Source organism: Bacillus sp. UMB0893 (assembly GCF_002858905.1).
In the GTDB taxonomy this organism is placed as follows: Bacteria; Bacillota; Bacilli; order Bacillales; family Bacillaceae; genus Bacillus_P.
Map to the genome: position 1 here is coordinate 118,479 of NZ_PKLB01000008.1, position 13,365 is coordinate 131,843.

Sequence of the window (13,365 nt, forward strand, 5' to 3'; positions counted from 1 at the left end):
AAATGAGGTGGTTGAATGCGCTTACACGCTAAGCTTATGATTTTCATTTGTATGGTTGTCATCCTGATGGCAGGCTTATTCGAATTTACGTTTAAATCCATCATGGAGACAAATCTGAAAAAAGACAAGGGAATGCAGGCTTTATCTGTCGCAGAAACCATTTCCTATATGCCGGAAATCTCTGAGGCCTTTCTTCTTGAAAATCCGTCAGAGACCATTCAGCCGATTGCAGAGAAAATCCGCAAGGAAGTAGAGGCTGAATTTATCGTAGTAGGAAACTTGGACGAAATTCGTTATTCACATCCTGATGAAGATCGCATTGGCGAAAAAATGGTCGGCGGAGACAACGACAAAGTGTTTAAAGGTGAAACGATCGTTTCAGAATCAACTGGAACACTTGGCCCCTCACTAAGAGGAAAGGCACCGATCTTTGATCAGAATGGTACTGTCATTGGGGTTGTATCTGTTGGCTTTCTTCAAGAGGATATTGCAAGAGAGCTTTCCAAACTGCAAAATAAAATCTTATTTTCTACTAGTCTCATTTTAGTAGGCGGCATTATTTCGGCATTATTAATTTCATTAAATATTAAAAAAGCAATTTTTGGGCTAGAACCGCAGGAAATTGCTTGGATGTATCAGGAAAAGCATGCCATTTTAGAATCCATACATGAAGGGATCATTGCAATTGATACGGATGGGAAAATCACAGTTGTGAATGAAAATGCCCACAAGATCCTGCAGATCCCAAATGAAATTCTTTTGAGAGGGAAACGAATTGAAGAAATAATAAAGGATACGCATTTGCTGCAGGTTGCAGCATCCGGCCAGGCTGAATATGATCAGGAATTCATTATTCTGGAAGAAGTTTTCGTGGTCAATCGGATTCCTATTTTTGATAAACGCGGCATTGTAGCAGGTGCAGTAGCAAGCTTTCGGAATAAGTCTGAGCTGTCACATGTGCTGCAGGAATTATCTCATGTTAAGGCATACGCGGAAGGATTAAGAGCACAAACACACGAATATTCCAATAGGCTCTACACTTTGCTTGGATTAATTCAATTAGGATCTTATAAAGAGGCAATTGATTTTATTTCAACACAAGTAAATGTCACACAAGGATTTATCAGCTTCATTATGAGAGAAATTCCGGATCCGATTCTCGCAGGGTTTATTTTAGGGAAAATCAGCCTGGCAAGTGAAATGAAAATAGAGTTTTTAATTGATGAGGGCAGCAGCTTTCAGGATGTTCCTGATTCACTTAATCGTGAAGCTATGATCACCATTATCGGCAATTTAATCAATAATGCATTTGATGCAGTCAGAGAAAATGAAGCAGGAGATAAAAAAGTGTGTCTTTTTTTAACTGATTTAGGCAAAGAGTTAATTATTGAAGTAGAAGATAATGGTCCAGGTATAGATCCCGGGCACTTTGAGCAAATCTTTCAGCAGGGGTTTTCAACAAAGAGCGGCGGCAGAAATGCAGGCATCGGGCTCAATCTTGTACAGCAGGCGTTAAAAACAGTAGGAGGAACCATTACGTTCACAACAGAAAGAGGAGCGGGAACGATGTTTACAGTAGCAATTCCAAAAAAGCAGGGGGGATGAAGATGCATCAAGCCATAGAAGTGCTTATTATTGAAGACGATTTAAGAATTGCAGAAATTCAAAGAAGATTTCTTGAACAGATTGAAGGGTTTCACGCAATCGGCATTGCTGCAAATTATTCAGAAGCAAAAAGCTTGATTGATATCTTAAAGCCGGATCTCATTCTGCTTGATGTTTATTTTCCGGATATGAATGGCCGTGAACTTTTAAAGGAAATCAAACAAATGGATAAACAAATGGACGTCATTATGATTACAGCATCCAGAGAAATTGAAACGGTGCAGGAAGCCATTACGATCGGGGTATTCGATTTCATTATTAAGCCTGTTATTTTTGAACGGTTCAAGCAGTCTTTAAAAAGGTATCAAGACCATTATCGCAAGCTTAGATCTATAAAATCGGAAAATAAAATGATCAATCAGCTAGAAGTGGATCAGCTGCTCTATAAGCAGCAGGATATTTATGAAAAACCCCTTTTGCCAAAGGGAATTGATAAATTGACACTTATCAAAGTAATGGAAGTTTTAGGTGAAACAAAGCAAGGATTAACCGCTGAAAAAATGGCCAATCAAATAGGTGTGAGCCGAACGACAGCAAGAAGATATCTCGAGCATCTGATTTCAGAGGAGAAAATTGCAGCCGATTTATCATACGGAACGATTGGCAGGCCTGAACGCGTATATGTCCTGAAATGAATTATTTACAAGTCATAATTCAGACAGAGTTTTCAATTTATTCTAATAGTAAGAAAGAATAATGCTATTCTAGTAATATTCACCTATATGTAAAAATAGTGTAATAGTTAGTTGCCGGATTCATCCCCATATTTTAACATAACTATAAGATGCTTCTAAAACAAGAAGAAGGACGTGGAAAGATCTTGTTGGATACGATCGAAGACTTCTTTGAAGACTTGGAGAGAAAAAGAAAGCAGGCAGAGTACACCAGGGATGCAGATGAACTGGAGGCATACTTGGCTGCTATTAAAAATGCGATGGGTACATTTGATGACGGCGTTTTTCATCTTTATAACCTGCATCAGCAGTATGCAGATGAGTGGACAGGACAAACGAAATTAGCCTATGAAAGCATTCGGGATGAGATTCGTGTCACTGCTTTTCATATAAATGATATTAGGGATGAGCTTTTTCAAGAGCTGCGGAATGAAATCGGGAGACTGAGAGAAATGGCAGACGCCCTGGCTTAATCGTGCGATGCAAATGTTTTAACGGAATACAAGGAGAGGTAGCTGTTCATGGAAATAAAAATTAGACCGGAAGAACTTGAATCATTTGCACAGCGCATTGATCAATCCCGCTCATATACCGGAGATGCATTGGATTTATTAAATTGGGAATCTGCACGACTTCGATTTACTTCTGTTGCAAGTGTAGGCAGATCTCTCGATCTTCAGGAGGAAATCCGTCACTTAGTGAATCGGTTTCATACGCTGACAGAAGACGCCAGGACATTAATTGAAAACACGGCAAATGGCATGAGAGAAGCAGATGAGGCCGCCAAATCGTCTGCTTCTTCAGGCTGGGGCGGTTTTTTCTCGGGATTATGGGACGGTACAAAAAATGGTCTGACGGATGCTTGGGATGGACTTGTGTCCCTCACAGAATGGGAAACGTACGAAGCCATGTGGGATGCCATCATTCATCCGCTTGAAACACTGGAATCCATGTGGAACACGCTCTCAGAATCATGGAATACAAAAGTCATTAATGGAGATGTACATAGCCGGACGGAGTTCTTTACATATGGAATCGTATCCATCGGACTTGGTATCCTTGGAGGCAAGGGAATTGATAAGCTAGGAAAGGCTGCCAAGCTCACAAAAGTTCCTGATGGGACACCCTCTAAGCCTAAAGTGGAGTCTATTACACATGGGATGGATACGAGTTTTGATTATGCGAAACTTTCACAGGGGAAAGGGTTTGCTGCTGAGATTAATTCGGTGCTTGATGAAGCGGGGCTTTCTAAGAAAGAATTTTTATCCCTTCAATCCCAATATTATAAAGATTTAACACCTGAGGAATTGGACAAAATGCATCAAATCCGCGAAGCTGTACCGCCTGTCAATGGATCCACTGTTTTGCAGAAGGTCATTGATCAGGATAAAATGGCCTTGTATTTATCAGGTCAACTTACAGACGTCGGGGGATGTATAGCAAAAATGGATGATGTCAGCGATATTACAACGTCTGCAGACATGTACAATTCCTTGCGGATGGACTATTCGAACACACCTTTTTCTCCTGACAAAGAATACGCTGTGATCCGATTTACAACAGAACAAAGCGACCGTCTCAAAATTCCATATGCAGAGGAGCTAAATAGCCCTCATGCAGCAAAGCCTAATGAATATATCAGCTATCCTCAAACAGGCCATGGATTTACAGCTGCAGAAAATGGTAAGATTGTCCCTGAGTTTGAAACGGTTTATGGAAATAATGCCAGACCTAGCGCAGGTGAAATCTATGTTGTCAAAGACGGCGCAGAAGAACTGGTCGGAATCTATGATAAATATGATCAAAGATTTTACAGTATAGAGGAGTTAAACAGTCATGATTAAAAAAGGAGAATACGGCATCTATCAAGGAAAAGAGTATTCAATCATCCCTGAGGGAAGCGGAAAGGTCACTTTGCGCACGCGAGACAAAGCAGCTCAAGGCGCGGGATTTCAGGCAGCAGGATTGAAGAAAAACATTTTTATTAAAGAAATTGCTCAATCTGAATTAGAGAATGCCTATGAGTATACACCTTATGCCATATTTAAAAATCGGGAATTTATCATTGAAGGCGTAAATGAGGCTGATCAAACAGTTATCTTGAAATCAATTGATCCTAATACAGTGGATGAACTCGGATTTTCATCACTCGGAAAATATGAGTATATAAAAACTGTGGAGCTGGGCGAAGTAAGTATCTCGGAAAAAAAGAGCCCGATTTTAGGATTCGGAGAAAAATGAGCAATCAATTTAACACCCTAGAAAAAGCTTTGATCGATGCGATGAGCAACAACGATAAAATAGCAGACTTTTACGAAATACTCGGGAAAAGTACGATTTGGCTGATTAAAAAACAGACAAGTAAAATAGCTGCAGATGGACAAGATTCATTGGAGCAGGTTCAGATTATGGAGAAGAAAAACCGGAAGCTATTGCCTATCTTTTCTTCAAAATTTCCAATTGAGAAAATGTTCAAGAATAGTACAGCGATTTCTGTATCTTTTCAAGAAGTACTTAACCATATAGATGGCCAAACAGGGGTAATTTTAAATCCGGACACTCCGTTATCAAAGCTGCTTATTCCGCAGGAACTGGAAATGATGAGGGAAAAACAGAACTTTTTTAAAAATTAAGGCCATCCGGTCAAAATGAATAAGTCGTGAATTAAGAATGCAGATATGGAGTTAATCGTGGAAAAGAATATAAACTTTTTTACTATAAAAAATTATTATCTCCGTTCCTAAGATTAAGATTCTTTGACTCAAACTATGAGTTTTGAGAAAGCAACTGAAGAAGATTATATTTATATTAAGCAGATCGAAACTAAGGATTTAGATCCTGCGTACGAAATAAAACTATCTTCCTTCTATTAGGGTTTCTTATTTGCGGTTATCGGTTTTGAGAGTTGGAAAAAAACGTTAATCTCATGACAAATAACCCGGAAGCCTGGAGGAATTAAACCTGAAAATCCATGATAAATATGAGTTTACGGTCAATGTACCTCTTAATGAATTAGAAATAATAAAAGATAAAGTGCTAATACTTGGGTTTGTAAAATGACATATTTGCACAATGACAGAGAGGTGTGTACCTCTTTTTTTTGTGCTCTTGAAAGGAGCAATTGAATTGATAAAAAAAGGAAGGTATGCATTGTATAATGGGAAAGAATATTCAATTATTCAAGTAAACAACGGTCAAGTAAAACTGCGGTCAATGGACTCATCAGACATATCGAATGGTTTCGAACGAAGTAGAACAAGTATTACAGGTGTTTGAAAACTGTAGGATTAGAAGATTTTGACGATGCCTATGAAATCATACCTTCAGCTTTCTACAAAGGCTTCGATTTTGACATCATCGGTTTTGACAAAGAGAGTCAGGAAGCCACTCTTATGACAAGCAACCCGGAGGCCTGGAGGAAATTAAACCTCGAGACACATGCTAAGTATGAGTTTACAGTTTGCGTATCTATTATTGACTTGGATATCATTGAAGAGAAAGTGACGATACTCGGGTTTTGAATTTTTTTGAGTAATCCCTCAAAAAGCACTTATTGAAAGGAATAATTTAGGGTAAATAGTCTATTTTGATTATTTTTCCTGAAAAATAAGGCTTTAGTATTATGTTGTATTCGCACAAGGGATAATTCCCCTTTTAATTTCCAAAGTAAACCACTATTTTAATGAAATCTGTAAAATATATACGTGTGCATGCTGCTTTAAAGCCCAGGAAGTCCTAGGAATTGAATATACATAGACCTTTAGTAGTGTAAAAACCGAAAAAACGGGTAAACACAAATAAAGCATTCTAAATGCATCTTTTGATAGAATAGACTATTATAAATAAGTTTCTAGTGTACGTTAGGTGGAGGGTAAAATGACAAACGATAAACAGTTTATTCATAAAGCATATTTCGAAAGATTTATGGAAGAGAGTGCTTCGGCTCATCCTGTACAAGTTCTTGGAGAGCTTTATTTTGAGGAGCAGGCGAAGGAAGTTTATGAGTTATCCTACATCCGCTTTGCTCAAGGCGAAGTTTATTTCCATAACAAAGATTATGAAACTGCGATCTTTAAGTGGGAAAATATCAGCAACGAACTTGAGCCGTGGGCGAAAAAGAATATTGCAGACTCATACTATGCGCTGGGTCATCTTTCATCTGCAGAGGATATTTACACATCTATTCAAAGTGATTCGAAGACTTTGAAAATGGAAGTGGCGCTGGAATTATTCTCTCTTTATCTTTTGAGAAATAAAATCGAACTTGCATACAAGGTGATGAAAAAGGCACTTGATATTAATTCTGATTATCCAAACGTTACGGCACTTGCACGCTCTTTTTATGAAGATCAGGGAGACTGGAAACAAGCGGTGGAGCTTGCGGTTAGTGAAGGAATTCGGACTGAGTCACCTGTTTGGTTTGAATTATTGGATGAGTATATTGAAGCAGGATATACAAAATCATTTGAACCCGATTTCTTTTATCAGCCGCTGATTACGCTGTTTAGAATCAATCAGAAGCTTTTCCAGCAGGTTACAGCTTCATTGTGGCATAGCTACCGTCACGAAGCATCTTATTTATCATGGCTGAAGACGGTGAACACGATCTTCCTGAATGTTGAAGTACAGCCGTTTGATTCTTGGCATAAGATGTCTGATCTTCATCAGGACACATATTTAAGTGTGATTAATGGACAATATTTAGTGAAGGATTTAGAGGATATTATTCCTGCGCTGCTATCAAACTGGCAAAAAATTGCGAACCAATCAAAAGCATTATTTGCTGCAACAGCAGTGCTTGCCTGGAGCGAAATTTTCCCTTCATCTATGGATTCAGAATCTCTTAAAATAGCGGAAAAGCTTATCTTTGACTCTGAACATGACAGCATTAGTCTTGAATACAGTCTTGAACTGTTCCAATCACTTGTTGCATGGGCGGAAAATAACCATTTAGAGGTTGGCTATCAAAAAAAATGGCTCGTATCAGAGCTTGCGGATCTCAATAAGTCGCATCTATTAGTCAGCGGTACGTCAGAAAGTGATAAATCTTCATTTATTAATGCGGTACTTTCAGAAAATCTTGTCAGCCCAAGTGCTTCACCGGTATTTGTTCGTTCAGAAGGCGACCTGGCTGAGATGAATGAAATTACAAATGCGGGAATAAGAAAAATTTCTGATAATCCAGATTATCAAGAATCCAATGATGCCTGGATTGAAGTGAAATGGCCGTCAGCCTTATTAGAAGAAAATAATCTTGTATTCTTGCATACCCCTGAAGTGAATGCTCTTGGAGATCTTGGTCCAACAGCAGATTTCCTTCCTCTGTCAGATGGAATGCTGTTTGTGTTGGATAAACATACGCCATTCAATGAACATGAACTGGAATTGCTGATGAAGCTGCAAGAATATGCTCTTGATACACCATTTCACTTTATTTTAAATCATTCAGCTGAGCAGTGGAAATTGGCAGAGGAATTGCAGGTAACCATTAATCAGTTTTTCCCGCAAGCCCAGGTCCTTGCCTTTTCACAAGGCAATCCTGCCGGTTTAAATGAATTTGTAAACACGGTTTTCAGCAGAGAACGCGCGAAGCTTGAAGAGAGACGCACAGCAAAGCTTTTATATTTCATACGAAAAACATTAACAGATCTCTTGAATAAGCGTGTGCAGCTGGAAAGTCATCTAGTAGAATCAGTAAAATGGAACGAAGATATACTAGTAAGACTGAATGGCTTCATGAATCATTTGAAAGATGTTGAGCAGGAAAAAGCAACTGCCATTTCGAATTCTTACCGTGATGTGACGGGTCAGATGAAAAAAGATTTGAAACTGCAGATTCCGAAAATTTTGCGCAATTGCTCAAATCATATTAGTGAAAACAGTGATTTCAGCCAAATTCATATTGCTTTAAACAAGAAGATGAATGATGAAATTGGAACCTATATTCATCAGGATTTGATTCCGAAATTCCAAACCGCTTTACGCGACTGGCTTTCACAATCAAACGAGGAGCTAAATGATAGCCAGGCGTACCTCGATGAAATGAGTGAATCGTTCAACGGACTATATGGTGAGGAAAAAATAAAGCTGGCGTGTGATTTTAAAGTGATTGAAGATTGGCGCCGTGATTTGAACCGGATGACAAGCAGAGCCGATGTGGAAGAACAGAATATTCTGCTTCGTTTCAAACCGACTGAATTCCTGCTGAAAAGTGCTGGAAAGCTATTTGCGGCGCTTCCGCAAAACAAGTCGATGCTGTATAACCAATATAAAAAATACGTTGAAAGCAAAAACTATGAAGACGTTGCAGAGGAAATTTCAAGGAAATTCTTCCTTGAATTCGATTTATTTGAAAAAGCTTTAAAAGCAGACATTACGATGTTCTATCAGGATCCAATTCTATATGTAGAGCAGACAATTAAAGAATCAGAAACCGAGATTTCAAGTTCAAAAGCTACCCTTGAAAAAATGAAATCCAACCCTGAAATCTATTACGATCCATTGCGTCTCTTTGAAGTAAGACTCCTTCAATATGAATTTATGGTGAAGGCGAATGAGGAGAGCTTGTATATTAAAGGCTGACAAGAAAAGAACCCTAATTTTACGGGTTCTTTTCTTTTTTATACGTATTCCTTTTTTGGGCGAAATATTAAAAATTTCGGGTATATATAGGTCAGTTTAGGGGTTAAATACCCAGTGGGATTTTTATGCTGCGATCGGAATTTATATGTTTGCTCCTTTTTTAACATTTATGTTGAATGAATTTGGAAAGCGCGTAAATTAATTTGAAAAGGCAGTGAATGAATTTGGAACGGCTGCGAATTGTTTGAATTAACTGGTTTTGCACACTTTTTGTGACCGGTTTTTCTTATCAAAATTGATAATCCCTTATATATCAGATAAACTGAAACAAAAACAAAATCCGAACTTGAAGGGGAATACATCAGGCTATTGGAGAGAGAAAAGATGAAGATTCAGCAAAATTATTCATATCAGGTCATGGAGGTTTGTCTGCTTGCAGGAAAGATCATGCTCATAAGCGGTGCGGAAACCTATCGGATAGAAGATACAATGATGCGGATAGCGGCATCTTACGGTGTGAAGAAGTCGCATAGTTATGTTACACCGACTGGCATTATTTTTTCGATCGAATCAAATGAACCGACAAAGACAAAATTAATCCGGATCATGGAACGAACGACAGATTTAGATAAAGTGGCGAATGTAAACAGCATTTCGAGAAAAATCAGCAATGGTGATTTAAATGTAGAAGAGGCATACGACCTGTTAAAAGAAATTGAAGGTGCACCTTCAACCTATTCTTTGTTGTTGCAGGTAATTGCAGCTTCCATAGCAAGCGGCTGCTTTATGATCATGTTTCAGGGGCAGTGGGGGGATTTTTTCCCTGCCGTTTTAGCGGGGGGCAGCGGCTTTTTGGCTGTTATCTATTTTCACCGTCTTGTGCCAATTAAATTTTTTGCAGAGTTTTTAGCAGCATTTATTATTGGCCTGCTTGCGTATTTATTTGTGAAGATCGGATTTGGGATGGAGATGGATAAGGTAATTATTGGGTCTGTCATGCCTTTAGTACCAGGGCTTCTTATTACAAATGCAGTCAGAGATTTAATGGCCGGTCATTTGATATCCGGACTTTCAAAAGGAGCGGAAGCGTTTTTAACGGCATTTGCAATCGGATCAGGAATTGCGGTTGTTTTTTCATTATTTTAGGACGGGAGAGATTTTGTCATGTGGGTTTTAGGTCAGCTGCTGACAAGCTTTATATCAACAGCAGCATTTGGGATTATCTTTCAGGCTCCAAAGCCTTCACTGATCAAATGCGGATTGATCGGAATGTTCGGATGGATGATTTACATATCATTGGTTGGACAAGGATTTGATGAAGTTCCTTCGACTGTCATTGCAGCCGTTTTTGTAGCCGTAGCAAGTCAGGTGATCGCAAAAATCTATAAAACACCGATTATTATTTTCAGCGTAGCTGGCATCATTCCTTTGGTTCCTGGAGGAATGGCTTATGACGCGATGAGAAATTTCGTTGAAAATGACTATAATACTGCGATTACATTAGCTGCAAAAGCATTTATGATTTCAGGTTCCATCGCGATCGGCCTTGTTTTCTCAGAAGTGATTAATCAAGTGATTCGAAAATCAAAGCTGCAAGAAAAGGTTAAATAAACGGAGCTAAATGACCAGTATCTATGGTTCCGTTGATTAGCGCTTGAATAGAATGTAGCCAGATTGCTCTTATTTGGACGATTCAATTCCATGGAGAGAGAATGTTGTCATTCCAGGTGACATCATGCAGAAGAAAATATTGATGTGCTGACGTTTAAGCTTCGCAAAATGCATTTGAATAGGAATCCTCCGTCATGTTGATGGAGGTTTTTTTGTTGGGTCAGCATGTGACTGAAAGCATTTACATTCTTGTAACAATCTTATCAATCAATATACACACTTTCTTCATATGGCATTTACTAATAACAAGTATGATAATCTTCGAATCATCTAAAAACATCATTGGAAAAGAGCCGGAAGGAGTATGATTGTGGAAAGAATGATAGAAATCTACGCCCATCGCGGATACAGCGGAGAGTATCCGGAGAATACAATGGCTGCGTTTGAAGCAGCATGTAAAGCGAATGCGGATGGAATCGAATTAGATGTTCAGTTATCAAAGGATGGCGAAGTTGTTGTCATCCATGATGAAAGAATTGACCGTACGACAAACGGGATAGGCTATGTGAAAGACTTAAACTATAGACAGCTGAAATTATATGATGCGGGCAGCTGGTTTGACAGGCGCTATTCAAGGCAATCTATTCCGCTGTTATCAGAAGTTCTGAAAATGCTGGAGCAGAGACGTTCAATTACTCTTAATATTGAACTTAAAAATAACCTTATTGACTATGATGGGTTAGAGCTGAAAGTACTTGAACTGTTAGATGAAGCTGGTTTACGGAATAATGCCATTCTATCAACCTTCAATTCTAAAAGCTTAATACGATTGCGTGAGCTGGACAGCAGTGTAAATACTGCCCTTTTATTTGAAGGTGTCCCCTCAAATGTCATCACGGACGCCAGAAATAACCGTGTAAATGCTGTCCATTGCGAAGCCGCTTTTGCCATGTCCCCTGCGGGAAAAAGAACAATTGAAGCTGGGTATCCGCTTCGGGTGTTCACTGTGAATGAAAAAGAGATGCTTGGAAAGCTGGAAGATGCAGGTGTATCGGCTATTATGTCTGATTTTCCGGGGCTGTTCATTTAAGAATGAAAGGGAGGCACTTGTTATGTGTCTCTTTTTTTGTTCTTAGAATTTAGTGCAGTAGAATGATGTAACTTTTCTTAACATCTAATGTTATATTATATCCTTAATATTGCTGATTTGATAGCGTTTCCACTCATTTTAACACCAATTCTGGAATTGATTTCACACAAAATGTAATTGTGCTGTCATAATTTATCCCTTATAATCTAAAAAGAAAGAAAATTCAGTTTTAAAGGGGGATTTTAGTTGGAGTCGTTTGTTACTGGCTTAAATGGTATTTTGTGGAGTTCACCCGTTATTTACACAATTATGGTTATAGGTTTGCTTTTTTCCATTTTAACCAGGTTTCTGCAAGTAAGACACATTAAAGAGATGGTTATGCTGATGTTTCAAGGCAAAAGCTCTGAAGCTGGAGTTTCTTCTTTCCAAGCTTTATCAATTGCATTATCGGGCCGTGTAGGGACTGGTAACATTGCAGGGGTTGCCACGGCAATTGGCTTTGGAGGTCCGGGAGCTGTATTCTGGATGTGGGCGATTGCATTTATCGGTGCCTCAAGTGCATTTATTGAATCGACGCTTGCTCAAATTTATAAAGTAAAGCAAGATGGACAATATCGCGGGGGGCCAGCTTACTATATTGAAAAAGGAACTGGATGGAAATGGTATGGCGTAACATTCGCTTTTGCAGCAATACTTGCAATGAGTCTGCTGATGCCTGGCGTTCAATCCAACTCTATTGCGGGCGGTCTTGATAATGCTTTTGGTTTAAATCCAGTCTATACTGGTATAGGACTTGTTATTGTATTAGCTCTTATTATTTTTGGAGGAGTTAAAAGAATTGCGAATGTTGCCCAGTTCGTTGTTCCTTTTATGGCGCTTGGATATATTCTTGTTTCATTAATTATAATTGCTGCCAATATAACAGAGGTACCTGCCGTTTTCGCTCTTATCTTTAAAAGTGCGTTTGCATTAGATTCTGCATTTGGCGGTATTGTCGGAATGGCGATCGCATGGGGAGTAAAGCGCGGTATTTATTCGAATGAAGCTGGTCAAGGTACAGGAGCTCACCCTGCAGCTGCAGCCGAGGTGTCACATCCGGCCAAACAAGGATTAGTTCAAGCATTCTCAGTGTATATTGATACTCTTTTTGTATGTTCAGCTACAGCATTTATGATTCTTTTTACAGGCATGTATAATACACAGGATCCTGAAGGTAATTTTATTGTTAATGAACTGGGAGCTGAAGTTGAGCCAGGTCCAGTGTTTACTCAGGCAGCAGTAGAGTCTGTCATTCCGATTCCTGGGTTTGGAGCTGGATTCGTCGCAATTTCACTTTTGTTCTTCGCTTTTACGACAATTATGGCCTACTACTACATTGCTGAAACCAATATTGCCTACTTAATGCGCGGAAAAAGCAATAAATGGGCAATGTTCTTGCTCAAAGTTGTTTTACTTGGTGCAACTTACTACGGATCAGTTAAAACAGCATCATTAGCTTGGGCATTAGGGGATGTCGGTCTCGGTATAATGGTTTGGCTGAACTTAATTGCAATCTTAATATTAGCTAAACCCGCCCTTCTTGCTTTGAAAGATTATGAGGCTCAAAAGAAACAAGGTGTGGACCCAGTATTTGATCCAGTAAAATTGGGAATTAAAAATGCAGATTATTGGGAACATGAATACAAATATATAGAGCCTGACACAAAGTTGGACAAGAAAGAGCGTACGATAAGTTCATAATAG

Annotated in this window: 13 protein-coding genes; all 13 read left to right on the forward strand. The window is 38.9% G+C overall.

The window, feature by feature from the left end; all coding sequences use genetic code 11:
* The first annotated feature begins 15 nt into the window (after positions 1–15).
* Positions 16–1,605 (forward strand): ATP-binding protein, encoded by a 1,590-nt coding sequence (locus CYJ36_RS17870; RefSeq protein WP_101568617.1) that lies wholly within the window; start codon positions 16–18, stop codon positions 1,603–1,605.
* A gap of 2 nt (positions 1,606–1,607) precedes the next feature.
* On the forward strand, positions 1,608–2,300 hold the full coding sequence (locus CYJ36_RS17875) for a response regulator (RefSeq protein WP_308315353.1): 693 nt from the start codon (positions 1,608–1,610) through the stop codon (positions 2,298–2,300).
* A 188-nt stretch (positions 2,301–2,488) separates the two neighbouring features.
* On the forward strand, positions 2,489–2,812 hold the full coding sequence (locus tag CYJ36_RS17880) for a hypothetical protein (protein WP_101568619.1): 324 nt from the start codon (positions 2,489–2,491) through the stop codon (positions 2,810–2,812).
* Between the two features lie 48 nt (positions 2,813–2,860).
* Positions 2,861–4,183, forward strand: coding sequence for a hypothetical protein (locus tag CYJ36_RS17885; RefSeq protein WP_101568620.1), 1,323 nt, complete (start codon positions 2,861–2,863; stop codon positions 4,181–4,183).
* Entirely contained in the window at positions 4,176–4,580 is a 405-nt protein-coding gene (locus CYJ36_RS17890) for a hypothetical protein (RefSeq protein ID WP_101568621.1), read from the forward strand. The genes CYJ36_RS17885 and CYJ36_RS17890 overlap by 8 nt, the downstream gene beginning before the upstream one ends.
* Complete coding sequence (locus tag CYJ36_RS17895) at positions 4,577–4,972, forward strand: SseB family protein (RefSeq protein WP_101568622.1); 396 nt, start codon at positions 4,577–4,579, stop codon at positions 4,970–4,972. The genes CYJ36_RS17890 and CYJ36_RS17895 overlap by 4 nt, the downstream gene beginning before the upstream one ends.
* Before the next feature lie 493 nt (positions 4,973–5,465).
* Positions 5,466–5,615 carry a hypothetical protein gene (locus tag CYJ36_RS23820; protein WP_180850438.1) on the forward strand — a complete coding sequence of 50 codons (150 nt, stop codon included), beginning with the start codon at positions 5,466–5,468 and terminating at the stop codon, positions 5,613–5,615.
* Positions 5,612–5,860 (forward strand): hypothetical protein, encoded by a 249-nt coding sequence (locus CYJ36_RS17900; RefSeq protein WP_101568623.1) that lies wholly within the window; start codon positions 5,612–5,614, stop codon positions 5,858–5,860. The genes CYJ36_RS23820 and CYJ36_RS17900 overlap by 4 nt, the downstream gene beginning before the upstream one ends.
* Before the next feature lie 355 nt (positions 5,861–6,215).
* Entirely contained in the window at positions 6,216–8,921 is a 2,706-nt protein-coding gene (locus tag CYJ36_RS17905) for a GTPase domain-containing protein (RefSeq protein WP_101568624.1), read from the forward strand.
* Between the two features lie 384 nt (positions 8,922–9,305).
* A complete protein-coding gene (locus tag CYJ36_RS17910; protein ID WP_101568625.1) occupies positions 9,306–10,067 on the forward strand; it encodes a threonine/serine exporter family protein in 762 nt (253 codons plus the stop codon).
* Positions 10,068–10,085: 18 nt separating this feature from the next.
* Positions 10,086–10,532, forward strand: a complete 447-nt coding sequence (locus tag CYJ36_RS17915; RefSeq protein WP_101568626.1) for a threonine/serine exporter family protein — start codon at positions 10,086–10,088, stop codon at positions 10,530–10,532.
* Positions 10,533–10,911: 379 nt separating this feature from the next.
* A complete protein-coding gene (locus CYJ36_RS17920; RefSeq protein WP_308315358.1) occupies positions 10,912–11,622 on the forward strand; it encodes a glycerophosphodiester phosphodiesterase in 711 nt (236 codons plus the stop codon).
* A gap of 246 nt (positions 11,623–11,868) precedes the next feature.
* Complete coding sequence (locus CYJ36_RS17925) at positions 11,869–13,362, forward strand: alanine/glycine:cation symporter family protein (RefSeq protein WP_101568628.1); 1,494 nt, start codon at positions 11,869–11,871, stop codon at positions 13,360–13,362.
* Positions 13,363–13,365: the final 3 nt, after the last annotated feature.

Excerpts from the sequence above, each read along its gene's own strand:
- CYJ36_RS17920 (WP_308315358.1), top strand. The coding sequence starts at position 10,912 with ATGATAGAAATCTACGCCCATCGCGGATACAGCGGAGAGTATCCGGAG.
- CYJ36_RS17905 (WP_101568624.1), top strand. The coding sequence starts at position 6,216 with ATGACAAACGATAAACAGTTTATTCATAAAGCATATTTCGAAAGATTT.
- CYJ36_RS17910 (WP_101568625.1), top strand. The coding sequence starts at position 9,306 with ATGAAGATTCAGCAAAATTATTCATATCAGGTCATGGAGGTTTGTCTG.
- CYJ36_RS17895 (WP_101568622.1), top strand. The coding sequence starts at position 4,577 with ATGAGCAATCAATTTAACACCCTAGAAAAAGCTTTGATCGATGCGATG.
- CYJ36_RS17875 (WP_308315353.1), top strand. The coding sequence starts at position 1,608 with ATGCATCAAGCCATAGAAGTGCTTATTATTGAAGACGATTTAAGAATT.
- CYJ36_RS17915 (WP_101568626.1), top strand. The coding sequence starts at position 10,086 with ATGTGGGTTTTAGGTCAGCTGCTGACAAGCTTTATATCAACAGCAGCA.
- CYJ36_RS17885 (WP_101568620.1), top strand. The coding sequence starts at position 2,861 with ATGGAAATAAAAATTAGACCGGAAGAACTTGAATCATTTGCACAGCGC.
- CYJ36_RS17890 (WP_101568621.1), top strand. The coding sequence starts at position 4,176 with ATGATTAAAAAAGGAGAATACGGCATCTATCAAGGAAAAGAGTATTCA.
- CYJ36_RS17870 (WP_101568617.1), top strand. The coding sequence starts at position 16 with ATGCGCTTACACGCTAAGCTTATGATTTTCATTTGTATGGTTGTCATC.